Annotated in this window: 25 protein-coding genes and 1 pseudogene; 13 read left to right on the plus strand and 13 right to left on the minus strand. The window is 71.7% G+C overall.

Annotation, left to right across the window (positions count from 1 at the left end; translation table 11 throughout):
• Positions 1 to 43: 43 nt before the first annotated feature.
• Genes OG306_RS35760 through OG306_RS35775 form a run of 4 tightly spaced genes read right to left on the minus strand, consistent with a single transcriptional unit; the run spans position 44 to position 4,129 of the window.
• Positions 44 to 1,120 carry an acyl-CoA dehydrogenase family protein gene (locus OG306_RS35760; protein WP_266750535.1) on the minus strand — a complete coding sequence of 359 codons (1,077 nt, stop codon included), beginning with the start codon at positions 1,118 to 1,120 and terminating at the stop codon, positions 44 to 46.
• Complete coding sequence (locus OG306_RS35765) at positions 1,117 to 2,112, minus strand: acyl-CoA dehydrogenase family protein (RefSeq protein WP_266750537.1); 996 nt, start codon at positions 2,110 to 2,112, stop codon at positions 1,117 to 1,119. Before OG306_RS35765 ends, OG306_RS35760 begins: the two co-directional genes overlap by 4 nt.
• On the minus strand, positions 2,112 to 3,281 hold the full coding sequence (locus OG306_RS35770; RefSeq protein ID WP_371666091.1) for an acyl-CoA dehydrogenase family protein: 1,170 nt from the start codon (positions 3,279 to 3,281) through the stop codon (positions 2,112 to 2,114). The genes OG306_RS35765 and OG306_RS35770 overlap by 1 nt, the downstream gene beginning before the upstream one ends.
• Positions 3,281 to 4,129 carry an enoyl-CoA hydratase gene (locus tag OG306_RS35775; RefSeq protein ID WP_266750540.1) on the minus strand — a complete coding sequence of 283 codons (849 nt, stop codon included), beginning with the start codon at positions 4,127 to 4,129 and terminating at the stop codon, positions 3,281 to 3,283. Before OG306_RS35775 ends, OG306_RS35770 begins: the two co-directional genes overlap by 1 nt.
• Before the next feature lie 48 nt (positions 4,130 to 4,177).
• Between OG306_RS35775 and OG306_RS35780 the strand changes: the two genes are divergently transcribed.
• Genes OG306_RS35780 through OG306_RS35795 form a run of 4 tightly spaced genes read left to right on the plus strand, consistent with a single transcriptional unit; the run spans position 4,178 to position 7,996 of the window.
• Positions 4,178 to 5,380, plus strand: a complete 1,203-nt coding sequence (locus OG306_RS35780; protein WP_266904669.1) for an acyl-CoA dehydrogenase family protein — start codon at positions 4,178 to 4,180, stop codon at positions 5,378 to 5,380.
• On the plus strand, positions 5,377 to 6,162 hold the full coding sequence (locus OG306_RS35785; RefSeq protein WP_266750542.1) for an SDR family oxidoreductase: 786 nt from the start codon (positions 5,377 to 5,379) through the stop codon (positions 6,160 to 6,162). The genes OG306_RS35780 and OG306_RS35785 overlap by 4 nt, the downstream gene beginning before the upstream one ends.
• Before the next feature lie 56 nt (positions 6,163 to 6,218).
• Positions 6,219 to 6,806 (plus strand): TetR/AcrR family transcriptional regulator, encoded by a 588-nt coding sequence (locus OG306_RS35790; protein WP_266752606.1) that lies wholly within the window; start codon positions 6,219 to 6,221, stop codon positions 6,804 to 6,806.
• A gap of 32 nt (positions 6,807 to 6,838) precedes the next feature.
• Positions 6,839 to 7,996 (plus strand): acetyl-CoA C-acetyltransferase, encoded by a 1,158-nt coding sequence (locus OG306_RS35795; RefSeq protein ID WP_266750543.1) that lies wholly within the window; start codon positions 6,839 to 6,841, stop codon positions 7,994 to 7,996.
• A gap of 148 nt (positions 7,997 to 8,144) precedes the next feature.
• On the opposite strand, the gene OG306_RS35800 is transcribed toward OG306_RS35795, so the two are convergent.
• Genes OG306_RS35800 through OG306_RS35815 form a run of 4 tightly spaced genes read right to left on the minus strand, consistent with a single transcriptional unit; the run spans position 8,145 to position 11,600 of the window.
• The gene (locus tag OG306_RS35800) at positions 8,145 to 9,200 is read right to left on the minus strand and encodes an NAD(P)H-dependent flavin oxidoreductase (protein ID WP_327350162.1); all 1,056 of its coding nucleotides are present in this window, start codon (positions 9,198 to 9,200) and stop codon (positions 8,145 to 8,147) included.
• Positions 9,201 to 9,211: 11 nt separating this feature from the next.
• The gene (locus OG306_RS35805; protein ID WP_327349172.1) at positions 9,212 to 9,985 is read right to left on the minus strand and encodes a CoA-transferase subunit beta; all 774 of its coding nucleotides are present in this window, start codon (positions 9,983 to 9,985) and stop codon (positions 9,212 to 9,214) included.
• Positions 9,982 to 10,830, minus strand: a complete 849-nt coding sequence (locus OG306_RS35810) for a CoA transferase subunit A (RefSeq protein ID WP_327350161.1) — start codon at positions 10,828 to 10,830, stop codon at positions 9,982 to 9,984. Before OG306_RS35810 ends, OG306_RS35805 begins: the two co-directional genes overlap by 4 nt.
• A gap of 14 nt (positions 10,831 to 10,844) precedes the next feature.
• The gene (locus OG306_RS35815; RefSeq protein WP_266750547.1) at positions 10,845 to 11,600 is read right to left on the minus strand and encodes an enoyl-CoA hydratase family protein; all 756 of its coding nucleotides are present in this window, start codon (positions 11,598 to 11,600) and stop codon (positions 10,845 to 10,847) included.
• A 178-nt stretch (positions 11,601 to 11,778) separates the two neighbouring features.
• Between OG306_RS35815 and OG306_RS35820 the strand changes: the two genes are divergently transcribed.
• The gene (locus OG306_RS35820; RefSeq protein ID WP_266750548.1) at positions 11,779 to 12,690 is read left to right on the plus strand and encodes an SDR family oxidoreductase; all 912 of its coding nucleotides are present in this window, start codon (positions 11,779 to 11,781) and stop codon (positions 12,688 to 12,690) included.
• A 139-nt stretch (positions 12,691 to 12,829) separates the two neighbouring features.
• Here OG306_RS35820 and OG306_RS35825 read toward each other — a convergent pair whose 3' ends face one another.
• Together OG306_RS35825 and OG306_RS35830 are read right to left on the minus strand one after the other, a co-directional pair.
• On the minus strand, positions 12,830 to 13,321 hold the full coding sequence (locus tag OG306_RS35825; protein ID WP_266750550.1) for a nuclear transport factor 2 family protein: 492 nt from the start codon (positions 13,319 to 13,321) through the stop codon (positions 12,830 to 12,832).
• Between the two features lie 38 nt (positions 13,322 to 13,359).
• Positions 13,360 to 14,217, minus strand: a complete 858-nt coding sequence (locus OG306_RS35830; protein WP_266750552.1) for a TIGR03619 family F420-dependent LLM class oxidoreductase — start codon at positions 14,215 to 14,217, stop codon at positions 13,360 to 13,362.
• 267 nt (positions 14,218 to 14,484) lie between these two features.
• Here OG306_RS35830 and OG306_RS35835 point away from each other — a divergent pair, with 267 nt between their 5' ends.
• Positions 14,485 to 15,261, plus strand: coding sequence for an SDR family oxidoreductase (locus OG306_RS35835; protein ID WP_266750553.1), 777 nt, complete (start codon positions 14,485 to 14,487; stop codon positions 15,259 to 15,261).
• A gap of 85 nt (positions 15,262 to 15,346) precedes the next feature.
• On the opposite strand, the gene OG306_RS35840 is transcribed toward OG306_RS35835, so the two are convergent.
• The 3 genes and pseudogenes from OG306_RS35840 to OG306_RS35850 form a co-directional block, all read right to left on the minus strand.
• Positions 15,347 to 16,990, minus strand: coding sequence for a class I adenylate-forming enzyme family protein (locus tag OG306_RS35840; protein ID WP_266904662.1), 1,644 nt, complete (start codon positions 16,988 to 16,990; stop codon positions 15,347 to 15,349).
• Positions 16,991 to 17,105: 115 nt separating this feature from the next.
• Positions 17,106 to 17,336: a hypothetical protein gene (locus OG306_RS35845; protein ID WP_371666316.1), complete on the minus strand. Its 231-nt coding sequence runs from the start codon at positions 17,334 to 17,336 to the stop codon at positions 17,106 to 17,108.
• Between the two features lie 279 nt (positions 17,337 to 17,615).
• Positions 17,616 to 17,792: pseudogene (locus tag OG306_RS35850) on the minus strand (TetR family transcriptional regulator); the annotation flags it as partial.
• An 8-nt stretch (positions 17,793 to 17,800) separates the two neighbouring features.
• Here OG306_RS35850 and OG306_RS35855 point away from each other — a divergent pair.
• From OG306_RS35855 to OG306_RS35885, 7 genes are all read left to right on the plus strand, one after another.
• Complete coding sequence (locus OG306_RS35855; protein WP_266750558.1) at positions 17,801 to 17,989, plus strand: hypothetical protein; 189 nt, start codon at positions 17,801 to 17,803, stop codon at positions 17,987 to 17,989.
• Positions 17,990 to 18,480: 491 nt separating this feature from the next.
• A complete protein-coding gene (locus OG306_RS35860; RefSeq protein WP_266750560.1) occupies positions 18,481 to 20,100 on the plus strand; it encodes an ABC transporter substrate-binding protein in 1,620 nt (539 codons plus the stop codon).
• Between the two features lie 247 nt (positions 20,101 to 20,347).
• On the plus strand, positions 20,348 to 21,316 hold the full coding sequence (locus OG306_RS35865) for an ABC transporter permease (RefSeq protein WP_371666092.1): 969 nt from the start codon (positions 20,348 to 20,350) through the stop codon (positions 21,314 to 21,316).
• A complete protein-coding gene (locus OG306_RS35870) occupies positions 21,309 to 22,343 on the plus strand; it encodes an ABC transporter permease (protein WP_266750562.1) in 1,035 nt (344 codons plus the stop codon). The genes OG306_RS35865 and OG306_RS35870 overlap by 8 nt, the downstream gene beginning before the upstream one ends.
• Positions 22,340 to 23,353: an ABC transporter ATP-binding protein gene (locus OG306_RS35875; protein ID WP_371666093.1), complete on the plus strand. Its 1,014-nt coding sequence runs from the start codon at positions 22,340 to 22,342 to the stop codon at positions 23,351 to 23,353. The genes OG306_RS35870 and OG306_RS35875 overlap by 4 nt, the downstream gene beginning before the upstream one ends.
• A complete protein-coding gene (locus OG306_RS35880) occupies positions 23,350 to 24,357 on the plus strand; it encodes an ABC transporter ATP-binding protein (protein ID WP_266750565.1) in 1,008 nt (335 codons plus the stop codon). The genes OG306_RS35875 and OG306_RS35880 overlap by 4 nt, the downstream gene beginning before the upstream one ends.
• Positions 24,354 to 25,316 (plus strand): NADH:flavin oxidoreductase, encoded by a 963-nt coding sequence (locus tag OG306_RS35885; protein ID WP_432762245.1) that lies wholly within the window; start codon positions 24,354 to 24,356, stop codon positions 25,314 to 25,316. Before OG306_RS35880 ends, OG306_RS35885 begins: the two co-directional genes overlap by 4 nt.
• Positions 25,317 to 25,324: the final 8 nt, after the last annotated feature.

The raw sequence follows: 25,324 nt of genomic DNA on the forward strand, positions 1-25,324 counted from the left end.
GGTGGAACCACGGACCCGGGTGACCGGGCTGCCGTCCGGCCGGTCACGCCGCGGTCAGCCCCAGGCCGGTGGCGAGCCGGCCCCGGTGCCACGACGGCGGGCCGAAGAGCCGGCCGGAGCCGTGCGCGCGTTTGAAGTAGCGGTGGGCGGTGTGTTCCCAGGTGATGCCGATACCGCCGTGCAGCTGGATCATCTCGCCCGCCACCGCGGAGAACGCCTCCGAGCAGGCGGATTTGGCGACGGCCGCGGACCGGCTCAGCTCCGGTGAGCCCTCGACGGCCGCGAGGGCCGCACCGAGGGCGGCCGAGCGCGCCGACTCCACCAGCACGTACGCGTCCGCGAGCCGGTGCTTCACCGCCTGGAAGGAGCCGATGGGCCGGCCGAACTGGACGCGGTCCTTGGCGTACGCGACCGTGAGTTCGAGACAGCGTTCGGCCGCGCCGACCTGCTCCGCGGCGAGCGCCGCGCACGCCAGGTCCAGTACGTGCCGCAGCACCCGGTCGCCCTCGCCGTCGGCGCCGATGAGCCGGCCCTCGGCACCGTCGAGGACCACGCGCGCCTGTGACCGCGTCAGGTCCATCGTCACCACCGCTTCGCGACGTACTCCCACACCGTCCGGGGCCACCTCGAGGAGCGAGACTCCGGCCGCCGTGCGGGCCGCCACGAGCAGCACATCCGCCTCGGTGCCGTCCAGCACGTGCTCTTTGGTCCCGGTGATCCGCCAGGCACCGCCTCCGGGCCCGGCGACGGCCTCGGCGCGGATCGCCGCCGGGTCCCAGGAACCTTGCTCGGCCCACGCCAGCGTCCCCACCGTGCGGCCTTCGGCGAGCCGCGGAAGCAACCGGGCGCAGGCCGCCCCGTCACCGGAGGCGAGCAGCGCCTGCACCGTGAGCACCGCGGAACCGAGACAGGGGACCGGGCTCAGCTCCCGCCCCAATTCCTCCATCACCACGTGGACTTCCGCCGCTCCGCAGCCCGCGCCGCCGTACTCCTCGGGGACGGCGAGCCCCGCGACGCCGATCTGCCCGGTCAGCGGTCGCCAGGCCGCCGCGCCCTCATGGCGTGCCAGCAACGATCTGACGGCGGACCGCAGTTCCTCCTGTTCCTCCGTCAGTCTCATACGTCTGCGCCCTGGAGAACGCGGGCCCGGCATGCCGCGGGGGTGCCCCAGGCGTCGCGCAGGGGACGGGCCTTGCGGATCCACAACGAGAGGTCGAGTTCGTCGGTGTAGCCGAGGGCGCCGTGCAGTTGCAGGGCCGTGCGGGACGCGGCGTACGCGGCCTCGCCCGCCGTGACCTTGGCCGCAGCTGTCTCGCGGGCCGACGCCCGGCCCGAGGCCAGGGCGAGGGCGGCGGAGTGGACCAGCGGCTGGGCGAATTCGAGGGCGAGGAGGGTGTCCGCCAGGCGGTGCTTCACCGCCTGGAAGGAACCGATGGCCACCCCGAACTGGGTGCGCTGCCGGACGTATTCGATCGTACGTGCCAGCAGGGCGCGGCCCAGCCCGAGGGCCTGGGCGGCGGTGGCCAGCGCCGCGATATCGGCGGCGTACGCGGCTGCGGCGACCACCTCGGGCCCCCGCGCCAGCACGGTTCCCCCGACCGGCCGGGCCGGCCGTCGGGCCGGGTCGGCGGACGGCTGGACGGGGCCCGCCGACGCCGCCAGGCGCAGGGTGTCGCCGTCCACGACGAAGACGGCGTCGGCGGCGTCGGCGTCCAGGGCGTAGGGGCTGTCGGGGGAGAGCAGGCAGAGCGAGGCGACCGTCTTGCCGGAGGCGATCACGGGCAGCCAATCGGCGGCAGCGGCCTCGTCGCCGAGCCGGTCCAGGAGCGCGGCGGCGGCCACGGTCTCGACCAGCGGTCCGGGGACGGCGTGCCGTCCCAGTTCCGTGAAGGCGACGGCCAGTTCGAGCGGGAGCGGGCCGAGGCCGTCGTGCTGCTCCGGTACGGCGAGGGCGAAGACCCCGGCCTGCGCGAGCCGGTCCCACAGCGCGCGCCCGGGTCCGTGGTCGCCGGACGCCCAGGCCCGTACGGCACCCGTGGTGTCGTACGAGCCGAGCATGCCGTCCAGGGTGCGGGCGAACTCCCGCTGTTCGTCGTCCAGGAGGAACCGCATCACCGGCGTCCCTTCGGCAGGCCGAGCAGCCGCTCGGCGATGATGTCGCGCTGGATCTCGTTCGTGCCGGCGTAGATCGGCCCGGCGAGGGAGAAGGTGTAGCCCTCGGCCCAACTGCCGTGTCCGGGCGCCTCCTCGGCGCCGTCGGCCAGCTCGCCGTACGGACCGAGGAGGTCCAGGGCGGTCTCGTGCAGGGCGATGTCGAGCTCGGACCAGAAGATCTTGTTGAGGCTGGACTCGGCGCCGATCGAGCCGCCGCGGGCCAGGCGCGAGGCGCCCGCGTATGTGAACAGCTGGTAGGCGCGGGCACCGATCACCGCATCGGCGACCCGGTCGCGCAGAGCCGTGTCGGCCGGGTCGGCCCGCTCTCGCCACAGCGCGGTCAGGCGGTCGGCGGCCGCGGTGAAGCGGCCGGGGCTGCGCAGGGTCAGGCCGCGCTCGTTGCCTGCGGTGCTCATGGCCACCCGCCAGCCCTGTCCGGGCTCGCCGATGACGTCCTCGTCGGGCACGAACACGTCGTCGAGGAAGAGTTCGGCGAAGGCGGGCTTGCCGTCGAGCCGGCCGATGGGGCGTACGGTCACGCCGTCGGCGTCCAGCGGGAACATCAGATACGTCAGGCCCTGGTGCGGCCTGCCGGCGTCCGGGTCGCTGCGGAAGAGGCCGAAGGCCCGGTCGGCGAAGGCGGCCCGCGAGGACCAGGCCTTCTGGCCGCCCAGCAGCCAGCCGCCGTCGGTGCGCACGGCCGTCGCGTTCAGCGAGGCGAGGTCGGAGCCGGACTCCGGCTCCGACCAGGCCTGGGCCCAGATGACCTCGCCGCTCGCCATGCGGGGCAGGATGCGGGTGCACTGCTCCTGCGTACCGTGCTCGAAGAGGGTGGGGGCGAGCAGGTTGATGCCGTTCTGGCTGACCCGGCCGGGCGCGCCGGCCGCGTAGTACTCCTCCTCGAAGATCAGCCATCGAAGGATCGAACTGCCGCGTCCGCCGTACTCCTCGGGCCAGGAGACCACCGACCAGCGGTCCGTGAAGAGGGTGCGTTCCCACTGCCGGTGGGCGGCGAAGCCCTCGGCGGTCTCCAGGGAGGGCAGCGGAGTGCCGGGGACGTGCGCGGCGAGCCAGTCCCTGGCCTCGGCGCGGAAGGCGTCCTCCTGCTCGGTGAAATCGAGGTCCATCAGGATCCCGCCTTCTTCATCGCGCGGATGTCCATGCCGCCCAGCGCGTCGGGGGCGGTCTCGGCGTTGTGCGCGTGTGCGAGGTGATGCAGTCCGAAGACCGAGTCCATGCCGGTGTGCAGACCCTGCAGGTCCTCGGCCTGGTTGACCGCGCGTTTGGTCAGGGCGAGCCCCATGCGCGGCATCTCGGCGATCCGGGTCGCCAACTCCGTGACCCGTTCGGCCAGTTCGGCGCGCGGGACGATACGGTTGATCATGCCGACCTCGTACGCCCGCTGGGCGCTCATCCGGTCGCCGGTGTACAGGAACTCCTTGGCGATGCGCGGCGGCATCACCCAGGGGTGCGCGAAGTACTCGACGCCCGGGATGCCCATGCGGACCACCGGGTCGGCGAAGAACGCGTCGTCGGAGGCGATGATCAGGTCGCAGACCCAGGCGAGCATCAGCCCGCCCGCGACGCAGGCACCCTGCACCGAGGCGATGACGGGCTTGGGCAGTTCGCGCCAGCGGCGGCACATGCCCAGGTAGACCTCGGACTCGCGGGCGAAGCGGCTTTCGGCTCCGGCCTTGTCCGAGTGGTCCCACCACAGTCCGGCCTTGCGGTCGAACGGCAGGTGGGCGTCCCGTTCCGGCGTGCCGATGTCGTGGCCCGCGGAGAAGTGCTTCCCCGCTCCGGCCAGGACGACGACCTTGACCTCGTCGTCGGCGGCGGCGCGGTAGAAGGCCCGGTCCAGGGCGTAGGTCATCGCGGAGTTCTGGGCGTTGCGGTAGTCGGGCCGGTTCATGGTGACGGTCGCGACCGGGCCTTGCCTCTCATAGCGCACCGGTTCGTCGTGGGCAGTGGTCATCGAGCCCCCTCCTTCCCTAACAAGTGTTTGGTAGACTACCGTACGGCCATGAGCAGCGTCGAGGAGTTCCGCACCGAGTTCCGTAACTGGCTGGCCGCCCACCTCACGGGAGAGTTCGCGAGCCTGCGTGGCCGCGGCGGCCCGGGCCGGGAGCACGAGGCATTCGCCGAACGGCTCGGCTGGGAACGGCACATGGCGGCCGAGGGCTGGACGTGCGTGGGCTGGCCGAAGGAGTACGGCGGCCGGGGCGCGACCCTGGAGCAACAGGTCGCCTTCCACGAGGAGTACGCCCTGGCCGACGCCCCCGCCCGGGTGGGCCACATCGGGGAACAACTGCTCGGCCCCACCCTCATCGCCTTCGGCACGCCCCAGCAGCAGGAGCGGTTCCTGCCACCGATCGTGGCGGCCCGGGAGCTGTGGTGCCAGGGCTACAGCGAGCCGGACGCCGGTTCCGACCTGGCGAACGTACGCACCCGCGCCGAGCGGGACGAGGGGGGCACCTCCCGCTCGAGCGGAGCCGGGAGTGGGGGAGACTGGGTCGTCACCGGGCAGAAGATCTGGACCTCACTGGCCCACGAGTCCGACTGGTGCTTCGTCGTCGCCCGCACCGAAGCCGGATCGACCCGCCACCAGGGCCTGTCCTACCTCCTGGTGCCGCTGGACCAGCCCGGCGTCGAGATCCGGCCGATCAACCAGCTGACCGGCACCTCGGAGTTCAACGAGGTGTTCTTCGACGGTGCGCGCACCCGCGCGGAACACGTCGTCGGCGCCCCCGGAGAGGGCTGGAAGGTGGCCATGGCCACCCTCGGCTTCGAGCGCGGGGTCTCCACCCTCGGCCAGCAGGTCGGCTTCCGCCGCGAACTGGAGTCCCTCATCGAACTGGCCCGGCACAACGGCGCCGCCGACGACCCGCTGATCCGCGACCGGCTCGCCCGCGCCTGGGTCGGCCTGGAGACCATCCGCTGCAACGCCCTGCGGATGCTCGACCAGGTCGCCGCGGGCGCCCCCGGCCCCGAGGCCTCCATCGGCAAGATCTTCTGGGCGACCTGGCACCGGGAACTGGGCGAGCTCGCCATGGACGTCTGCGGCGCCGACGGAATGCTGGCCGCCGGGCAGCCGTACGACCTCACCGACTGGCAGCGGCTGTTCCTCTTCTCCCGCTCCGACACCATCTACGCCGGCTCCAACGAGATCCAGCGCAACATCATCGCCGAGCGCGTCCTCGGCCTGCCCAAGGAGGCCCGCCCATGACCACACCGCCGCCCTACGTGCCCGGTCACGCCCTGCTCGACGGACGCACCGCCGTGATCACCGCCGCCGCCGGTGCGGGCATCGGCGGGGCCACCGCCCGCCGATTCCTGGAGGAAGGCGCCCGGATCGTCATCGGCGACGCCCACGCGCGCCGGCTGAAGGAGAGCGCCGAAGCGCTCGCCGAGGAGTTCGGCGCCGACCGGGTCGCCGCACTCCCGTGCGACGTCACGGACGAACAGCAGGTCGCGGCCCTCTTCGACCTCGCTCAGGAGCAGCACGGCCACCTCGACATCGTCGTCAACAACGCCGGACTCGGCGGCACCGCCGACCTGGTCGAGATGACCGACGAGCAGTGGTCCGCGGTTCTCGACGTCACCCTGAACGGCACCTTCCGCTGCACCCGCGCCGCGCTGCGGCGCATGAAGGAGCGGGAGCGCGGGGGCATCGTCGTCAACAACGCCTCGGTGATCGGCTGGCGCGCCCAGCGCGGCCAGGCGCACTACGCCGCCGCCAAGGCCGGCGTGATGGCGCTCACCCGCTGCGCGGCCGTCGAGGCCGCCGAGTACGGCGTGCGCGTCAACGCCGTCGCGCCGAGCCTCGCAATGCACCCGCACCTGGTGAAGGTGACCACCCCCGAACTGCTGGCCGAGCTCACCGAGCGCGAGGCGTTCGGCCGGTACGCCGAGCCCTGGGAGGTCGCCAACGTGATCGTCTTCCTGGCCAGTGGCTACTCCTCCTACATGACGGGCGAGACGGTCTCGGTCAGCAGCCAGCGGGCGTGACGAGTGATGACCGGATACCGAAGCGCAGCGCGCCGGGCAAAGGCGAGAAGACCACGATGAGCCCGTCCCCCGAGCGGCACAGCGAACTCCTGGCCACCGCCGCGGAGGTGTTCGCCGCACAGGGATACAACGCCACCACCGTCCGCAAGATCGCCGACGCCGCCGGAATGCTCGCGGGAAGCCTCTACTACCACTTCGACTCCAAGGAGTCGATGGTCGACGAGATCCTCTCCACCTTCCTGGACGAGCTGTGGGCCGGGTACGACGCCGTACTCGCCGCCGGACTCGGCCCGCGGGAGACCATCGAGGCCCTCGTCACCGAATCCTTCCGGGAGATCGACCGGCACCGCGCCGCGGTCGACATCTACCAGAAGGAGTCCAAGCACCTCTCCTCCCAGCCCCGGTTCCACTATCTCGCCGACTCGCAGGTGAAATTCGAGAAGGCGTGGCTGGCAACCCTTGAACGCGGCGTCGCCGCCGAGATCTTCCGTGCCGACCTGGACATCCGGCTCACCTACCGCTTCGTGCGCGACACCGTCTGGGTCGCCGCGTCGTGGTACCGGCCGGGCGGACAGCACAGCCCCGAGGAGATCGCCCGCCAGTACCTGTCCATGGTGCTGGAGGGCATCGCCCTGCGGGGCTGACATGTCACTGTGAATACAGAGAAGGAGCAGTCATGGCCGAGGCCTATATCGTCGAAGCAGTCCGCACCCCGGTGGGCAGGCGCAACGGCGGGCTCGCCGCCGCACACCCGGCCGACCTGGGGGCGCATGTGCTCACCGCCCTCGTCGAGCGCACGGGTATCGACCCGGCGGCCGTCGAGGACGTCGTCTTCGGCTGCCTGGACACCGTCGGCCCGCAGGCCGGGGACATCGCCCGCACCTGCTGGCTGGCCGCCGGGCTGCCGGAGGAAGTGCCGGGCGTCACCGTGGACCGGCAGTGCGGTTCCTCCCAGCAGGCCGTGCACTTCGCGGCCCAGGGGGTGCTCTCCGGCACCCAGGACCTGGTCGTCGCCGGCGGCACCCAGAACATGTCGCAGATCCCGATCGCCTTCGCCAGCCGCCAGGCCGCCGAACCGCTCGGACTCACCGAGGGGCCGTACGCCGGCTCCGCGGGCTGGCGGGCGCGCTACGGCGACCAGCCGGTCAACCAATTCCACGGCGCCGAGCTGATCGCCGAGAAGTGGGGCATCACCCGGGAGCAGATGGAGGAGTTCGCGCTGCGCTCGCACCAGCGGGCGATCCGGGCCATCGACGAGGGCCGTTTCGACCGGGAGACCGTCGCCTACGGCGACGTGACGTGCGACGAGGGCCCACGCCGGGACACCTCGCTGGAGAAGATGGCAGGCCTGAAGCCGCTGGTCGAGGGCGGCCGGCTGACCGCCGCCGTCTCCTCGCAGGTCTCGGACGGCGCCGCCGCGATGCTCATCGCCTCCGAACGGGCCGTCCGCGAGCACGGCCTGACCCCGCGGGCCCGCATCCACCACCTCTCGGTGCGTGGCGAGGACCCGATCCGGATGCTGTCCGCGCCGATCCCGGCGACGGCGTACGCGCTGAAGAAGACCGGGCTCTGCCTCGACGACATCGACCTGGTCGAGATCAACGAGGCGTTCGCCTCGGTCGTCCTGGCCTGGCTGAAGGAGACCGGAGCCGACCCGGAGAAGGTCAATGTCAACGGCGGTGCCATCGCCCTCGGCCACCCCCTGGGCGCCACCGGCACGAAGCTGATGACCACACTGCTGCACGAACTCGACCGCACCGGCGGCCGGTACGGCCTGCAGACCATGTGCGAGGGCGGCGGCCAGGCCAACGTCACCATCATCGAGCGCCTCTGACGCATCGCCGGGTAACCATCCGTGCGGGGTGCGGTTCCCGGTCCGGGACGCCGCACCCCGCACGGCGTCGCCCAGGGGTCCGGCGCACCGAAGCGCGAGTGCCCGCGGCCGTCAAGGCCGCGGGCACTCGCGCTTCGGTACGCGCGCCTCAGCGCGCCAGGGGAAGGGGCAGGGCACGGAGCGTGGCGTCCGCCTCAGCCATGACGCGGTCGACGAGTTCGGCGCACGACGGCAGATCGTCGATCAGCCCCGCGACCTGGCCGGACGCCATCACCCCGAGATCGGTGCGTCCTTCGACCATCGAGGCCTTGAGCAGCATCGGGGTGTTGGCGGCCAGCAGGACCTGGCTCCACGTCAGTTCCTTGCCGTGCTTCATCGCCAGGCCGTCGCGGATCATCCGCGCCCAGCCCAGGCCCGATTCCTTCTTGAAGGCCGCGGCGTGCCGGACCGCCCGCAGCAGCGAGGCGGACCGGCCCGACCGCTCCAGCGCGTCCACCAGCTCGGTGCGCAGCATCCGGTGCGGGAGGCCGTCCACGGCGGTGGTGACGGTCACGTCCGTCACGGCTGCGGCCAGGTACTTCGCCTTGACCGCCGCGGGGACGGTGCTGTCGGAGGTGAGCAGGAAGCGGGTGCCCATGGCGATCCCGGCCGCGCCGTAGGACAGCGCGGCGACCAGACCGCGACCGTCGTGGAAGCCGCCCGCCGCGATGACCGGGATGTCCACCGCGTCGACGACCTGGGGGAGCAGGACGGTGGTCGCGATGTTCCCGGTGTGGCCGCCCCCCTCGCCGCCCTGTACCACCACCGCGTCGGCGCCCCACGCAGCGACCTTCTCCGCATGCCTTCTGGCGCCGACGGACGGGATGACCACCACCCCGGCGTCCTTCAGCCGCGCGATCAGCTCGCGGGAGGGCGCCAGCGCGAACGAGGCGACCTTGACGCCCTCGTCGATGATGATCCGTACCCGCTCGGCCGCGTCCCCCGCGTCCGCCCGCAGATTGACGCCGAACGGCGCGTCCGTACGGGAGGTGACCTCACGGACGGCGGAGCGGAGCTGCTCGACGGTCATCGTGGCAGAGGCGAGGATGCCGAGCGCGCCCGCGTCGGCGGCCGCCGTGACCAGACGGGGGCCCGCCACCCACCCCATGCCGGTCTGCACGATGGGGTGGCGGACTCCGACCAACTCGGTGAGGGGGGTGGCGATCGTGACGCCGCTCACGCGGGGACCTCGCGGTCGCGCAGGCCCTTCGGGTCGATGACCTCGCGGATCAGCCGCAGCTCCTCGGCGGTGGGCTCACGGGTGTACGGCACCTCGTCGGGGATCGGGAGCGCGAACCCGGTGGCCTCGGCGACCTCTTCGGGCGTGACGCCGGGGTGCAGGGAGCGCAGCCGCATCGTACGGTCCGGGGTCTCGAAGTCGAAGACGCCGAGGTTGCTGATGACGTCCGGGATGCGGTGGTACCGGGCCGCGGCGGGACCGGCCGCCGCGGCGCGGTCGTAGCCGACGCCGCAGACCATGTCGACCCGCTCGACGAACACCCGCGCCGAGTGCCTGGGGATCCAGTAACTCGTCGGGTTGTTCAGCGTGTTGTTCGGGGCGCCGCGCACCCCCAGCAGCTGCCGCTTGGGGGCGGCCCAGTCACCGATGCAGGAGATGTTCTGATTGCCGTGGCGGTCGATCTGGGTGGCGCCCATCATCACGTGCCGCCGTCCCGTGGCGGTCATGGACAGATGCTGACGGTACGGCAGCCATCCCTCCACCACCTGGGACTTCGCACCGACCGCCGGCACGTCGCCGATGAGCAGGGCCTCGCCGTCGGTCAGCAGCAGATCGGGGGAGAAGCTGAGCTTCGCCAGCCGGGCCCCGATGGTGGGGACGGTACCCATCGGGCTGGCCAGGACCTCGCTCGCGCCCCGCCATGCCTCGGCGCAGGCCACCACGCAGTATTCGGCCCGCGTCGCCGTCGTCGTCCCGGTGCTGCCGCTCATTTTTCCTCCTCGTGGAACGCCGCCACCGCGGCCTGGTACGCGGCCTCGTCCCCGGACAGGTACCGCTCGGTGAACGCCTGCCACGCCTCGGGGTCGCGGGCGGCCTGGGCGTAGGCCCGTTGGAACGTCTCGTCGCGGTCGTGGTCGGGCACGCAGGACGTGAAGTGCGCTCCGTTCGGCGTCTCGACGACACCGTTCACGAACGCGCGCTTGACCAGCAGCGTCTGCGGTCCGTTCTCCTTGAGCAGGTCCGCGGTGTCCACGATCCGCTCGCAGGAGACGTACGCGGTGTCGGCGGCCTCGCAGAAGAGGTCGTCGAAGTACGGGTCGGGGCCGAGGTACTGGGCGTTGCCGTGCACATCGGCGCGGTTGAGGTGGACGAGCGCGGCGTCCAGCCGCAGCGCCGGGACCGCGACGAGCTCCTCGCCGTCCTCGTACGGTGAAGTGACCGTCCGCAGCTGCGGGTTGACGCGCATCACGTCCGAGGCGAGCCCCGCCCGCACCGGCATGAAGGGCAGCCGCTGCCCGGCGGCCGTCAGCCCCCACATGAACATGGCCTCGTCCAGCTCCACCATCTGGAACGCGCCCCGCTGCCGTGCCGCACCGAAGTGCGGTTCGAGGGGGATGGAGTCGAGCGTGGCGAAGGCCGCGACCAGCTTGCGGATCCGTCCGGCGGCGGCGAGCAGCCCGACGTCGGGACCGCCGTAGGAGACGACGGTCAGGTCGGTGACGTCCGAGCGCAGCAGCGCGCGGACCAGGGCCATCGGCTTGCGCCGGGAGCCCCAGCCGCCGATGCCGATCGTCATGCCGCTCTCCAGCCGGCCGACGACCTCGTCGGCGGTCATGGTTTTGTCCCTGCTCACGACTGCTGCTCCTTTTCCGTGCCGAAGGTGTCGCGGACGCGGTCGGCCACGCCGCTGAGGTTGGCCTCGAAGGTGAAGCCCTGCTCGAAGCGGTAGCTGCGGCGTACGTCGACCGGATCGATGCCGTTGATCGCGGCCTTGGCGAGGCGGATCAGCGTCCCGTCCTTGGCGGCGATCTCGCGGGCCAGCTCCAGCGCCGCGTCCGGCAGTTGCTCGCGCGGTACGACCCGCCACACGGAGCCGTGCTGGTGCAGCTCCTGCGCGGTGGCGGTCCGCGAGGTGTAGTACAGGGCCCGCATCAGGTGCTGGGGGACCAGTCGGGCCAGGTGGGTGGCCGCGCCGAGCGCGCCGCGGTCCAGCTCGGGCAGGCCGAAGGTCGCGTCGTCGCTGGCGACGATGGCGTCCGCGTTGCCGACCAGGCCGATACCGCCGCCCAGACAGAAGCCGTGCACGGCGGCGACCACCGGGACCTCGCAGTCGTAGACCGCGGCGAACGCCTCGTAGCAGCCGCGGTTGGCGCCGATGAGGGCGTCGTGGCCGGCCGTGCGCTGCATCTCCTTGATGTCGACGCCGGCGTTGAAGCCGCGGCCCGTGGCGCTGAGCACCACGCATCGCACCGACGGATCGGCCCCCGCGGCGCGTACCGCGGCGGCCAGGTCGTACCAGCCCTGCACGGGGAGGGCGTTGACCGGGGGATAGTCCACGGAGACGAGGGCGATGCCCTCTTCCGGGGCGGAGGTGGAGACACCCATGAGCAGATCAGCTACCTTTCCACCAAGCGTTTGTTAGGTTGCAAGCTAGCAGTGATCGGTGTGCGGCGGGAGATGTCCATGGGCAGCGATCGCCGAACCGACCGGATGCGCCGCTTCCGACACGGCCGGCGGGTTCTGGCCGCAGACCTCGATTCGCTCACCGAAAGGACACACACCCATGACCGGACTGTGCACGGGACGCGTCGCCGTCATCACCGGGGCGGGCCGCGGGCTCGGGCGCGCGCACGCCCTCGCCCACGCCGCCGAGGGCGCCAAGGTCGTCGTCAACGACCTCGGAGTGGGCCTCGACGGCACCGGAGGGGCCACCGGGCCCGCCCAGCAGGTCGTCGAGGAGATCCGCGCACTCGGCGGCGAGGCGGTGGCACACGGCGGCGACATCACCACCACCGAGGGCGCGGCCTCACTGATCGCCACCGCCCTCGATGCCTTCGGCCGCCTCGACACCCTCGTCAACAACGCCGGATTCCTGCGCGACCGCATGCTCGTCAACCTGGACGACGACGACTGGGACGCGGTGATGCGCGTCCACCTCAAGGGCCACTTCCTGCCGCTCAAGCACGCCGCCGCGCACTGGCGCGCCGAGGCGAAGGCCGGCCGTACGCCCGAGGCGCGGGTCGTCAACACCAGCTCCGGGGCGGGCCTCCTGGGCAGCGTCGGGCAGGGCAACTACTCCGCCGCCAAGGCAGGGATCATCGGTCTGACCCTGGTCGCCGCCGCCGAGATGGGCCGCTACGGCGTCCAGGTCAACGCCATCGCCCCGGCCGCCCGGACCCGGATGACCGAACAGACCTTCGCCGAAACCATGGCGGCCCCCGAGGACAGCGGATTCGACGCCATGGCCCCGGAGAACGTCTCGCCCCTCGTTGTCTGGCTGGGCTCCGCCGCCTCCGCCGGGGTGAGCGGCCGGGTCTTCGAGGCCGAGGCCGGCCGGATCACCGTCATGGAGGGCTGGCGGCCGGGGCCCACCGCGGACAAGGGAGCCCGCTGGACGCCGGCGGAGGCGGGGGAGGCCACGCTCAAGCTGCTCGCCGACTCCGAGCCCCCGCAGCCGGTGTACGGGGCACGCTGACACACTGTCCGCTCCGCGGCGCGGTGCCACCTGTCCGGCCGGACGGGTGGCACCGCGCCGCGGAGCTGCTCGTCCGGATCACGGGATCACGAGGCGTCGATGCCGTCACCGGAGCCGGTGACGGCATCGACGCGTACGTTCAGCCGTGTGCCTTCTCGCCCCGCACGCCGTTGTTCAGCAGTTCGGGGGAGTCGGGGCGCCCGTCGAGGATGCGGTTGGTGCGGGTGGTGACCCGCCAGCCGGTCCCGGTGCGCCGCAGCTGCCAGTGATTGGCCGTGGCCCGGCGGACGACGTACCGGCCCTCCTCGTGCACGACCATCAGTGAGTGGCACACCGCGACCGCCTCGTCGCCGTCGACCGTGATGTGCGGGGGACCCACCACGTGCGCGCAACCTCCTCGGATCCAGCTCCGGTGGGCATCGGAGCGGACCATCGCCCGGATCTGCTCCTGACCGGCGAGGTACACCTCGTCGATGTCGTACACGCCGTCCGGCTCCCAGAGCGCGGCGACCTCGTCCGCCGCCCCGCTGTCGACGAGCGGCCCGTACGACGCCATCAGGCGGGCGATCTCCCGTTCGTCCTCCAGCTGCCGCAGCCGTGCCTCGAGCGTGGCGATCCGGTCATCCATCATGTTTCTCCTGTCGGAACGGGGGCGGAGATCCGCGGAGTTCAGGTGAGATCGGCGGCGATCGCGGCCAGCGCCTCGACCTGCTCGACGTAATGGGCCGCCGACCCGGCGGCGAGGGAGACGCTCACCAGCGTGGCGCCGGCTTCGGCGACCTTCCGCAGTGCCACCGCCGTACGCTCCCCGTCCCCGGCCGGATCGAGCGGACGGCCGGCGCTGAGGACGACCTCGAAGCCCTCGGGCAGATCGGCCGCGTCGACCATCTCCCGCAGCTTCTCCAGCGAGAGACCGAAGGGGACCCATCCGTCGCCGTACGTCGTGGCACGGCGCAGCGAGCGCGGTGTGCGGCCACCGATCCACAGCGGCACCCGCTCCTGCACGGCATGCGGCTCCACCATGAAGCCCTCGAAGTCGAAGTGCTTGCCGTGGTACGCCGGTTCGCGATGCGACAGACCGGCCCGCAGCGCCGCGATGGCGTCGTCGGCGATCGCGCCCCGGCCTTCGAAGGCCGCGCCGAGAAGGGCGAACTCCTCCTCCAGGCTGCCGACACCGAGCCCCAGGACGAGGCGGCCGCCCGAGATCCGGTCGAGCGTGCCGTAGCGCTTCGCGATGGCCAGCGGATGGTGGTAGCCGAGCACCAGGACCTGGGTGGCGAAGCGGATGCGGCTGGTGCGGGCGGCGAGGTAGCCGAACGTGGCGAGCGGGTCCCAGTAGGTCCCCCCGCGCTGCTCGGCGATGCCGGTGGGGACGGCCACGTGCTCGGAACAGGTCAGGTGGTGAAAGCCGAAGCGGTCCGCGGCCTCGGCGATCGCCCCGAGCTCCTCGATGCCGGCGGTGCGCTCCCAGGGGGAGTGGGCGCCGGGGACGGCCGTGACGACGGGACTGGTGATTCCGAGTCGCATGGGCACCTCTTTCGTACGGTACGGGAGCTCACATCCAAACCGGTGAGGCGGGAACCGGGCGGGCCTCGTCCCGGTGGGCGGGAGGCGTTCGCCGCCGTCCCGCCCGCTTCCCGGTCACCGGGAACGGGTGTCCCCGCTCCCGCACGCTCCCCGTAGCGTCGGATGCGGACCCGAGTCCCGGACGAACGGTTCCTCCGGTCCGGCCCGCTCCGGTCGGACGGCGGTCCGCACGTCCGACCCTGCGATCTTTCGATGTGAGGAGATGCCATGACCCGCTGCGTCGTCGTGACCGGAGCCGGCTCCGGGATCGGAGCGGCCCTCGCCGCACTGCTACGGGCGCGGGGCGACCGTGTGATCGGGGTCGACCTGCGGGGTGCGGAGATCGAGGCCGACCTGGCCACGCCGGACGGCCGCGCCGCGGCGGCCGAGGCCGCGGCTCGGGCGGCCGGCGGAGTCGTGGACGCCGTGGTCACCTGCGCCGGCACCTCGGTGCCCGGCGAGGCCATGGTGACCGTGAACTACTTCGGCAGCACCGGGTTCGTGACGGCCATGCGGCCCGCCCTCACCGCATCATCGGCCCCGCGCGTGGTGCTGATCGGGTCCATCTCCGGCACCCAGCCGGCGGACCCGGCCGTCGTGGCGGCCTGCCTCGCCGACGACGAGGAGACCGCCCTGGTCCACGCCCGGGCAGCGATCGCGGACGGGCGGGAGCGGCAGCTCTACCCCTCGTCGAAGTCGGCACTGGCCCAGTGGGCCCGGCGGACCGCCGTCGCCGAAGGGTGGGCCGATGCCGGAATCCCGCTGAACGTGGTGGCCCCCGGCGTGGTGCTCACCCCGATGAGCGCGGGACTCTTCGACGATCCGGCGATGAAGCGGGCGATGGACACCGCCGTCCCGATGCCGCTGGGCGGCTACATGGAACCCGAGGCCGTGGCCCGGACGGTGGCGTTCCTGGCCTCGGCCGAGAACACCCACATCACCGGACAGGTGCTCTACACCGACGGCGGAGCCGAGGCGACGCTGCGCGGACCGTCGGTGTTCTGAGCGCCCACGTCGCCGAGGCCCCGCGCCGCCCCGGACCGTGCGGGACCGGGACGGCGGGCAGACCCCGGCGCCGGAGCCGGCCGGGTCAGGGCCGCACGGACGCGCGGATCACCTTGCCCGTCGCGTTACGGGGCAGGCTCTCGGTGGTGAGCCGCCAGCGCGTCGGGACCTTGAAGTAGGCCAGCTCGCCGGCGGCGTACGCGCGCAGGGCCTCCTCGGTGACCGCGGACCCGGCCCTGGTCACCACGACGGCCGCCACTTCCTGGCCCAGGTCGGGGTGCGGGGCGCCGAGCACGATGCACTCCAAGACGTCGGGGTACGCGCTCAGCACCCCCTCGATCTCGGCGGGGTAGACGTTCTCCCCACCGCGGATGATCAGGTCGGATCGGCGCGTGGTCAGATACAGCCGCCCCTCCCGCAGGCAGCCGATGTCGCCGGTGCGCAGCCAGCGGTCCTCGCCGATCGCGTTCCCGGTGGCCTCCGCGTCGCCCCAGTACCCCAGCATGTTGAAGGCGCTGCGGACGCACACCTCGCCCTCCTCCCCCTCCGGGAGCGCTTCGCCGAGGGGGTCGCGGATCTCCAACTGGACACCGGTGACCGGCCGGCCGAGCGATCCGGGTGCCTCCACGAGATCCTGGGAGGTGGCCACGGCGATCGCGGTACAGGACTCCGTCAGGCCGTAACTGTCCACGAGCGAGTCCTTCGCGAACGGCAGTTGCTTGCGCAGCTGCTCCTTGAACCGGGTCGAGGAGGGTGCGGAGGCCAGCGAGAATGCGGTCAGCGAGGACGTGTCGTACGCGCTGACGTCGCCGTGTTCCAGGAGCCGGTTGGCCATCGTGGGGACGGCGCCCCAGTTCGTGATCCGCTCACGCTCCACCATGCGCAGCACGGTATCCGCCTCGAAGGCGCCTTCGTACAGGGCGATCTTGCTGCCCGTCGCCAGGCGCGGCACGACCAGATTGTGCAGGCCGGCGATGTGGAAAAGCGGCAGCGCGAGAAGGTGGACACGGTCCATCGGGTCCAGCGGATCGCCGAACGTCGTCAGCAGGGCGTCGTTCAGCCGGTGGTACTCCACGACGGACAGCAGGTTGCGGTGGGTGTGGACCGCGCCCTTGGGACGGCCGGACGTGCCGGAGGTGTAGAGGATGACGGCCGGGTCGTCCTCGGCGACGTCCACGGAGGGCAGCGGCTCGTCGCCGTACGCGGTGGCGAAGCGGGAGATGTCCTTGGTGACCGAGAGCACGGGCACCTCGACCCCGGCGAGCAGGGCGGCCCGCTTGGCGTCGGCCACGACCAGGGAGGGGGCCGCGTGCCCGACGCCGTACTCCAGCTCGCGCGCCGACCACCAGGCGTTGAAACCGACCACCACGGCGCCGATCGACACGGTGGCCCAGAACGTCTGGATCCACTCGACCGAGTTGGCGGCGGCGATGGCGACCCGGTCGCCCTTGGCGACGCCGTGCTCCTCGCGCAGCACCCGTGCCAGCGAGGCCACCTGGGCGGCGTGCTCGGCGAACGTCAGCCTTCGGTCCGCCGTGACGACGTACTCCCGGTCGGCGAACCGGACGGACTCGTGGAGCACCTCGTGCAGCGCACGGCGGCGATGAGTGAAGACCGGGAGACGGGTGCCCAGGACGTCGTCCTCGGCGAGTTCGAACCGGCCACCGGGGGCGGTGAGCCCGGCCATCACGGCGAGGGCGTCGGAGCGGGCGTCGGTGTCGCTGGTCATCGGGGACTCCTCCGGGGGCATCGGGACTCCACTGGGATCGCGGTCGGGCCAGTGTCGGCCAGAGTTCGGCCTCCGTTGCCCGTGTGGTTCCGGTCACTGGGACACCTCGACACGACTATGCGGGAACTGCTGACGACGGCCCGGTCGGGCATCGGAGCAGAGCGACCTGCATCTCCACCAGTTCCCGGACGGTCCGGGCGAGCGCCCCGGGTTGCGACCCGTCGTCGTGGTGACGGCGCTTGTGCTCCGCGAGCAGGCGCACGCTGACCATCGCGGACCACTCCAGGCGGCGCTCGACGTCGTCGCGGGGGAGATCCCCGAGCAGGGCATGGATCCGGCGGTGCACGAGATGGACCGAGGCGGGGGTGGTGGCGGTAGCGCCAGGCCGCGCGCACGGACGGCTCGTCGAGGGCCCGCGCCAGGAAACGCAGATAGTACGCGCTGCCCCCGGCGCCCTCGATGGTCTCGGCCAGCGGCCGGCCGAGCAGGGTGACCAGGGTCCGCAGGTCCGGAGGGGGGCGTGGCGCCCTGCGCCCGTGCTACGAGCTCGGCCGGCCGCGCGTCCACCGGCCCCGAGCGCGCCGCGATGATGGCGTCGAGAAGGCCCATGCCGGGAATCGAAGTGGTACTGCGCCGCCGACTTGTTGCGCTGCCTCGCCTCCGCACCCACGGTCCGCAGGGAGACGGCGTCGATCCCGCGCTCGGCGAAGAGCCGCTCGGCGACGTCGATGAGAAGGGCGCGGGTATGCGCCCTGGGGTCTGCCACGGGCTCCTCCGGTGAGTGGCACGGATCGTCGACCACGTCAAGGCGTGCCCAAGAAGGTCCAGCGGTACGCCGAGGAATGGGCCGACGCGGCCGAGGAGACGGCCGCGCTGCGCCCCTCGGCGATCACCCCGGCCACGGTGACCCGGGCACCGGGACGGAAGCCGTCGCTCGTGGCGCGGGCCCGGGAGCCGGCCGCCACGGACCTGCGACTGGCCTGCCACGTCGCGGAGTAGGCCTTCCTCGCCGACCGGTCCGACGAGGACGCCCGGACCTGCTACCGCGAGGTGCTGGAGGCGCGGGCCGCGAGCGAGCCCTCGCTGATGGCGCAGGTGAACCTCAGAATCAGCGCCCGCTGGGTGCGTGCCGCTGAAGGTGCGGAATGAGCCCCCGCCCGAACGTCGTCGTCGTACATCGGTCTCAACACCGGTTCCCCGGTCGGCGACTACCCGGTGATCCACCCGTTCCGGGGCGGCACCCTCGCACGCGTCGGCATCGAACTCGACGGCTGACCCGGGCCCACTGGCCCGCCGGACCGAGGTCTGGCGACACCCGCGAGCCGGCACACCGGAACCCCTGATTCCGGAGTGCCGGCGGCGCCGCTTCCGACGGTTCCCGGTGAGTGGGATGCGTCACGTCGGGCGGATTTCGCGAACCGTAGCCTCCCCCCACCCCGATCCGCTCCCCGCTCCCCGCTCTCCGCTCCACCCGAAAACTGGAGGAAGAAATGAAGCGAGCACCACGGGTTCGCACCCGCCTCGCGGTCGCCCTGATTGCCGGAGCGATGCTCACTTCGGCCTGCGCGTCCGCTGACGACAGCGACAGCGGCAGCGGCAAGAACACGGCGGCCGAGCGCGGCCGTTACCAGTTCGGGCTCATCGGCAAGCAGTCCGACGCGGGGGAGCCGGTCAGCGGTGGCACGCTGAACTTCGCCGACTACGCCGAGGCCCGCAGTCTCAGCCCGGCGGTCACCTACGCCACGGGTGCTTCGGGCGGCTCCGCGATGGCGGCCGTCTACGACGTGCTGGTGCGCTACAACACCGAGACCAGGAAGTACGAGCCCTGGCTCGCCCAGTCGCTGGAGAGCAACAAGGACGCCACGACCTGGACGCTCAAGCTCCGCAAGGGCGTCAACTTCTCCGACGGCACGCCGCTGAACGCGAAAGCCGTCGTCGACAGCATCACCTGGTACCAGAAGAACAAGGGCGCGGACACCGCGCTGCTCGCGCCGAACATCGCGGGGATGAAGGCGGCCGACGACCTCACCGTGGTCTTCACCATGCGCACCTCCTGGGCCAAGTTCCCCGCGATGCTCGCCCAGGCCGCCGGCATGATCGTGGCCCCGGCCGCCTACGCGGGCAAGGAGTTCAAGCCGATCGGCGCCGGTCCCTTCACCCTCGACCGGTACGCGCCCCAGGAGGAGATGATCCTCAAGGCCAACACGAAGTACTGGAAGGGCAGGCCGCACCTCGACGCGCTCCGGTTCTACTGGCCGCAGTCGGACGAGGCCAAGCTCGACGCCCTCAACGACGGCACCGCGGACGTGACCTACATGCGCGGCCCCGACGTGGTCGACAAGGCCGTCAAGCAGGGTCACCCGGGCGAGTTGACGCTGACCGCCATGGGCAACGTGATCAACATCAACAGCAGCGCGGGCCGCCCCGGGCACGACGTCCGGGTGCGCAAGGCGATCGCCCTGGCCCTCGACCCGCAACTCGACGCCCAGCGGAGCTACAACGGCAAGGGCCTTCCGGGCAAGGAGCTGTTCCCGCCCGAGTCGCAGTGGCACTCGACGGTCAAGCCCCTCGGCGTCGACCTCGACGAGGCGAAGAAACTCGTGACGGAGGCGAAGAAGGACGGCTTCGACGGCACCGTCAGCTACATGGACGGCACCGACCCCGTCTCCCGGGCCAAGGCGGTCACCCTCAAGGCCATGCTCGAACGCGTCGGGTTCACCGTGAAGCTCGACCTCGAGGCCTCGATCGCGGACCGGGTGAAGAAGACCTACGTCGACCACGACTTCGACCTCAGCCGCGGGGCACTCAGCGTCTCCGAGGGCAACCCGTACCACCGCCTCCAGAGCGCCCTGAACTCGAAGAGCTTCGGGAACCCCGGAAGCTACGCCGACCCGAAGATGGACGCACTGCTCGCGGAACTGCACGCCGCGGTGACCGACGAGCAGACGCAGAAGGCCCTCGACGGCATCCAGACCCTCGTCAACGAGACGGTGCCGCTGGCGAATCTGGGCGCCAGCGCCGGGTTCACCGCCTGGGGCAAGAAGGTGCACGGCATCGTGCCCACCGAGGAGTACATGGCGCTGTTCGGCGAGGCCTGGATCAGCAAGTGATCCCCGCGCCACGCCAGTGGGCGGGCCGCGGGGCCACGACGGCCTCCCGGCCCGCCCGTACCACCGACGCACCCGTCGACGACGGCCGGACCGGGCCCGGCGGACGGTCCCTGACCGGGCGACGGCCACAGGATCCCGGTCACCGGGACGCGCCCCGATCCGCCGGCCACCGCGCCCCTAGCGTCACCTTGATGTGGTGCGGCTCTCATCGGCCGGGCCGCAGGCACCACGCAGATCAGGAGGAAGTATGAGTCTCGCCGCGGTGTGCAGGCTGGCCGTGAGGGCCGCCGAGCTGGTGGGCGTACTGCTCATCGTGAGCATCGGGGTCTTCTCCCTGGTGACCCTGCTGCCCGGTGACCCCGCGGTCGACATCCTCGGAGCCGGGCACCCGCCCTCGGCCTACGCCGAGCTTCGCCACGACCTCGGCCTCGACCAGCCGCTCCTCACCCGCTACTTCGACTGGCTGGGCGGTGTCCTCCACGGAGACCTGGGCCGGTCGGTCGTACCGCCGCAGAGCGAGGTGGCCTCCCGGGTGATCTCCGCGCTGCCCGTGAGCGTCGAGATCGCGGTGCTGGGGCTGCTGATCGCGCTTGTCGTCGCCGTCCCGCTGGCCATGTGGTCGGCCTACCGCGAAGGCGGCCGGGCCGACCGGATCATCAGCGCCGGTACGTTCGGTGTGCTGTCGGTGCCCAGCTTCCTGGCCGGACTCCTGCTGGTCCTGGTGATGGTCACCTCGCTCGGCTGGTTCCCGCGGTCCGAATGGGTGCGGCTGGGCGACGGGGACCTCCTCGGTAATCTGCACCACGCCTTCCTCCCGGCACTGACCGTCGCCCTGGCGGAGCTCGCGATGTTCACCCGGGTCCTGCGCGGGGACCTGATCGTCACCCTGCGCGAGGAGTACATCCTCGCGGCCCGGGCCAAGGGGATGGCGCCGCTGCGCATCCTGGTCTCCGACGCCCTGCGCCCCTCGTCGTTCTCCCTGGTGACCCTGCTCGGCCTGAGCCTGGGCCGGCTGATCGGCAGCACCGTGATCGTGGAGTACCTCTTCTCCCTGCCCGGCATGGGGTCCCTCGTGGTCAACGCCGCGAACCAGGGCGACTACCCGATGGTGCAGGGTGCCGTACTCGTCATCGCCGCCATCTACGTGGTGATCAACGCCGGCATCGACTTCTCCTACGGCTATCTCGACCCGAGGACGCGACGTGTCCATGTCTGACATCGTTCCGCGCACGCGGACCGCCTTCCCGCTGCCCCTGCTGCCCGCGGTGGCGCTCGTCGTCATCGGCCTCGGCCTGACGGTGTTCGGCGCCACGACCACCACACTGATCGCACCCGTGAAGGCGGTGCTGGCGCTGGCAGGCGTCGGCCTCCTGCTGAACGGTGTCTCACGCCTGGGCAAGGCCTGGGCCGGGCCGCAATTCGACGTGGTGTTCTGGTCCGCCGCGAGCTGGCTCGTACTGCTCGGCCTGGCGATCCTCCTCACCCCCTGGCTGCCGCTCGCCGAGAACCGGGACGTGGCGGCCACCGTCGCCGAACCGACCTTCGCGACCCCGGCGTTCACCGGACCCCACCCGCTCGGCACCAACGGTTTCGGGCTCGACCTGCTCGCCCGGTCCCTCTACGGCGCCCGGTCCTCGCTGCTGATCTCCCTGTCCGCGGTCCTCGTCGGTACCGTCGTCGGCGCCGTGATCGGGCTGGTGGCCGGATACTTCCAGAAGACGGTGGACCGGGTGGTCGCCATCGCGACCAACTCGCTGCTCGCCGTGCCCCCGCTCATCCTGCTCATCGCGCTGGCGACCGTGCTGGAACCGAGCCTGCGCAACGTCGCGCTCTCCCTGGCCCTGCTCACCGTGCCGGGCATGGTGCGGCTCAGCCGCGCCACCACGGTGGCCTACACCAACAGGGAGTTCGTGATCGCGGCACGCGCGATGGGCGCGAAGCATTCGCGGATCATGGTGCGCGAGCTGCTGCCCAACGTACTGCTGCCGATCATGTCCCTGGCCATCGTGATGATCTCGGTCCTGATCGTCGCCGAGGCATCCCTCAGCTTCCTCGGGCTGGGCATCCAGCCGCCCGAGCCGACCTGGGGAAACATGATCGCCGAGGGTGAGGGGCACGTCTTCGAAGATCATCCGCACATCGTGCTGGTGCCCGGGGTCTTCCTGTTCCTCACCGTTTTCGCCTTCAACATCGTCGGTGAGAAGGCTCGCCGGCGGTGGGACCCCCGGAGCGTGAAGCTGTGACCACCCCACCCCTGCTCGACGTCACCGACCTGCGCACGGTCTTCCACACCCCGCACGGAGAGATGCGGGCCGTCGACGGCGTCTCCCTGTCCCTGTCCCCGGGGGAGACCCTCGGCATCATCGGGGAGTCCGGATCGGGCAAGTCCGTCCTCGGACGCACCGTCATGGGCCTGATCAGCAACGGGCCCGCCACCTCGGTCTCCGGATCCGTGCTCATCGGCGGCAAGGACGTCCACGCGCTCACGCCGCAGCGGCGGCGTGAGCTGTGGGGCACCGAGGTGGCCATGGTCTTCCAGGACCCGATGACATCGCTGAACCCGGTGAAGAAGGTCGGTACGCATCTGTCCGAGAGCGTGCGCCTGCACCTCGGCCTGAGCCGCGCCTACGCCCGGGACCGGGCCGTCGACCTGCTCCGGCAGGTCGGCATCCCCGAACCCTCCCGGCGTGCCGGGCAGTACCCGCACGAACTCTCGGGCGGCATGCGGCAGCGGGTCGTCATCGCGATGGCGCTGGCCTGCGGTCCGCGCCTGCTCATCGCCGACGAGCCGACCACGGCACTCGACGTCACGGTCCAGAAGCAGATCCTCGACCTGCTGCAGGCGCTCGGCGAGCAGCTGCGCATGGCGACGATCCTGATCAGCCACGACCTCGGCACCGTCGCCGGACGGGCGGACCGGGTCGCGGTGATGTACGCCGGCCGCATCGTCGAGCACTCCGGCACCGCGTCGGTGTTCGAGAGCCCCCGACACCCGTACAGCCAGGCCCTGATCGCCTCGATCCCGCAGCTGGACACGCCCCCGCACACCCTGTTGCCGACCATCGAGGGCCGGCCCCCGAACCTGTTGAGTCCGCCGGCCGGCTGCCGCTTCGCCGCCCGGTGCGGCTTCGCCACCGACCGGTGCGCAAACGAGGCCCCCGAACTCGTCCCGCACAAAAGCACCGACGGCGTCGGCGTCGTCGCCTGCCATTACCCGCTGGGTGTCGCCACTGCCGAGGAGGCCACGGTATGACCGCGAACGGTGCCGTCGTGGAGACGCCGCGGCGGCGCGCGCTCACCGCCGAGAACCTGGTCGTGGAGTTCCCGGTCGGCGGCGGTCAGAAGGTGCACGCCGTCTCCGGGGTCAGCCTCGAACTGGCGGCGGGGGAGACGCTCGGGATCCTCGGCGAGTCCGGCTGCGGCAAATCCACCGTCGGCCGCGCCCTGATCCAGCTCCCGCCCCCCGATTCGGGCACCGTCAGCCTCGGGGACGTCCGGCTCGGCGGGCTCCGGCCGGAGGAGCTGCGCAAGGCACGGGCCCGGATGCAGATCATCATGCAGGACCCGGTTTCCGCGCTGAACCCGCGCCGGAAGGTGAAGGACCTGGTGTGGGAGGGCCCCGCCATCTGGGGACACGACGGCTCCGACAAGGACGCCAGGGTCGACGAGGCGCTGCGGGCCGTCGGACTGGATCCGGAGACCGTGCGGGACCGCCGGCCCCACGAGCTCTCCGGCGGACAGTGCCAGCGGGTGTGCATCGCCCGCGCGCTGATGCTGGACCCGGAGGTCCTGATCTGCGACGAACCCGTCTCCAGCCTGGACGTCTCCGTGCAGGCCCAGATCCTCAACCTGCTGGAAACAACCACCCGACGCCACGGTCTGAGCATGGTGTTCATCGCCCACGACGTCTCCGTCGTGAAGAACATCAGTGACCGGGTGATGGTGATGTACCTCGGCAGGACGTGCGAGGTCCTGCCGTCGGACGGGATGCACCTGGAAGCCGTCCATCCCTACACCCGCCTTCTGCTCGCGTCCCTTCCCGAGGCACAGCGCAGCGCCCACACTGGCGACGCGGTCGAGGTGAAGGGGGCGGCCGAGCTGCCCTCGCCGCTCGACCCGCCATCGGGTTGTCGGTTCCGTACCCGGTGTCCGCTCGCCACCGGGCAGTGCGCGGACGAGGTGCCCCGGCTGCGGGAGATCGGGACCGGGCACCGGGTCGCCTGCCACCACGTCGAGTCAAGGAGGAACACCAAGTGACGAACACCGAGACCACCGGGGCCGAGGCCCCCGAGGCCCCCGAGGTTCTCGCCCCTGCCACTCTGGGGCCCATCCAGCTGCGCAACCGGATCATCAAGGCCGCGACGTACGAAGGTCTCAGCCACAAGTCCCTGGTCACGCGGGACCTGGTGGACTTCCATGTCGCTTACGCCCGCGGCGGCGTCGGCATGACCACCGTGGCCTACTGCGCGGTCGCCCGGGAGGGACGCACCGACCGGCACCAGATCCACTGGACCGACGAGGCGATGCCCGGCCTGCGCAAGCTCACCGACGCGGTGCACGCCGAGGGCGCCGCGGTGTCGGCCCAGATCGGCCACGGCGGTCCCGTTGCCAGCCCCAAGGGGAACGGGCTGCCGGCCCTGGCACCGACGAAGCACTTCCACGCCACGACGCTGAGCTGGGCCAAGGAGACGACGCTCGACGACATCGCGCGCATCACCGAGGCCCACGCCGAGGCCGCCCGCCGCGCCATCCAGGCCGGCTTCGACGCCGTCGAGGTGCACCTGGGCCACAACTACCTGGCCAGTTCGTTCCTCAGCCCCCGGATCAACAAGCGCACGGACACCTACGGCGGCAACCTGGAGAACCGTGCCCGGTTCGCCCGGGAGATCATGCGGGCGGTCCGCGACGCGGTCGGCGACCGCATCGCGATCATCGCCAAGATGAACATGGACGACGGCGTGCCCGGCGGATTCTGGCTCGACGAGGCGATCCCGGTGGCCCAGTGGCTCGAACAGGACGGCACCGTCGACGCCCTGGAGATGACCGCCGGCAGCTCGCTGCTCAACCCGATGTACCTCTTCAAGGGAGACGCACCGCTCAAGGAGTTCGCCGACGTCATGCCGCAGCCGATCAAGCTCGGTGTCAAGCTGGTCGGCAAGCAGAAGCTGCGCAGTTACCCCTACACCGACGCGTATCTGCTGGAGGACGCCCGCTAGATCCGGGC

The organism is Streptomyces sp. NBC_01241, from assembly GCF_041435435.1.
GTDB lineage: Bacteria > Actinomycetota > Actinomycetes > Streptomycetales > Streptomycetaceae > Streptomyces.

What these genes read in the sequence shown, in the direction of transcription:
- OG306_RS35810 (WP_327350161.1), bottom strand. Translation starts at nt 10,830, where the DNA reads ATGACCGCCGACGAGGTCGTCGGCCGGCTGGAGAGCGGCATGACGATC.
- OG306_RS35770 (WP_371666091.1), bottom strand. Translation starts at nt 3,281, where the DNA reads ATGGACCTCGATTTCACCGAGCAGGAGGACGCCTTCCGCGCCGAGGCC.
- OG306_RS35830 (WP_266750552.1), bottom strand. Translation starts at nt 14,217, where the DNA reads ATGCGACTCGGAATCACCAGTCCCGTCGTCACGGCCGTCCCCGGCGCC.
- OG306_RS35805 (WP_327349172.1), bottom strand. Translation starts at nt 9,985, where the DNA reads ATGAGCGGCAGCACCGGGACGACGACGGCGACGCGGGCCGAATACTGC.
- OG306_RS35785 (WP_266750542.1), top strand. Translation starts at nt 5,377, where the DNA reads ATGACCACACCGCCGCCCTACGTGCCCGGTCACGCCCTGCTCGACGGA.
- OG306_RS35815 (WP_266750547.1), bottom strand. Translation starts at nt 11,600, where the DNA reads ATGGGTGTCTCCACCTCCGCCCCGGAAGAGGGCATCGCCCTCGTCTCC.
- OG306_RS35760 (WP_266750535.1), bottom strand. Translation starts at nt 1,120, where the DNA reads ATGAGACTGACGGAGGAACAGGAGGAACTGCGGTCCGCCGTCAGATCG.
- OG306_RS35870 (WP_266750562.1), top strand. Translation starts at nt 21,309, where the DNA reads ATGTCTGACATCGTTCCGCGCACGCGGACCGCCTTCCCGCTGCCCCTG.
- OG306_RS35835 (WP_266750553.1), top strand. Translation starts at nt 14,485, where the DNA reads ATGACCCGCTGCGTCGTCGTGACCGGAGCCGGCTCCGGGATCGGAGCG.
- OG306_RS35795 (WP_266750543.1), top strand. Translation starts at nt 6,839, where the DNA reads ATGGCCGAGGCCTATATCGTCGAAGCAGTCCGCACCCCGGTGGGCAGG.
- OG306_RS35775 (WP_266750540.1), bottom strand. Translation starts at nt 4,129, where the DNA reads ATGACCACTGCCCACGACGAACCGGTGCGCTATGAGAGGCAAGGCCCG.
- OG306_RS35780 (WP_266904669.1), top strand. Translation starts at nt 4,178, where the DNA reads ATGAGCAGCGTCGAGGAGTTCCGCACCGAGTTCCGTAACTGGCTGGCC.
- OG306_RS35865 (WP_371666092.1), top strand. Translation starts at nt 20,348, where the DNA reads ATGAGTCTCGCCGCGGTGTGCAGGCTGGCCGTGAGGGCCGCCGAGCTG.
- OG306_RS35840 (WP_266904662.1), bottom strand. Translation starts at nt 16,990, where the DNA reads ATGACCAGCGACACCGACGCCCGCTCCGACGCCCTCGCCGTGATGGCC.
- OG306_RS35790 (WP_266752606.1), top strand. Translation starts at nt 6,219, where the DNA reads ATGAGCCCGTCCCCCGAGCGGCACAGCGAACTCCTGGCCACCGCCGCG.
- OG306_RS35860 (WP_266750560.1), top strand. Translation starts at nt 18,481, where the DNA reads ATGAAGCGAGCACCACGGGTTCGCACCCGCCTCGCGGTCGCCCTGATT.
- OG306_RS35820 (WP_266750548.1), top strand. Translation starts at nt 11,779, where the DNA reads ATGACCGGACTGTGCACGGGACGCGTCGCCGTCATCACCGGGGCGGGC.
- OG306_RS35825 (WP_266750550.1), bottom strand. Translation starts at nt 13,321, where the DNA reads ATGATGGATGACCGGATCGCCACGCTCGAGGCACGGCTGCGGCAGCTG.
- OG306_RS35765 (WP_266750537.1), bottom strand. Translation starts at nt 2,112, where the DNA reads ATGCGGTTCCTCCTGGACGACGAACAGCGGGAGTTCGCCCGCACCCTG.
- OG306_RS35880 (WP_266750565.1), top strand. Translation starts at nt 23,350, where the DNA reads ATGACCGCGAACGGTGCCGTCGTGGAGACGCCGCGGCGGCGCGCGCTC.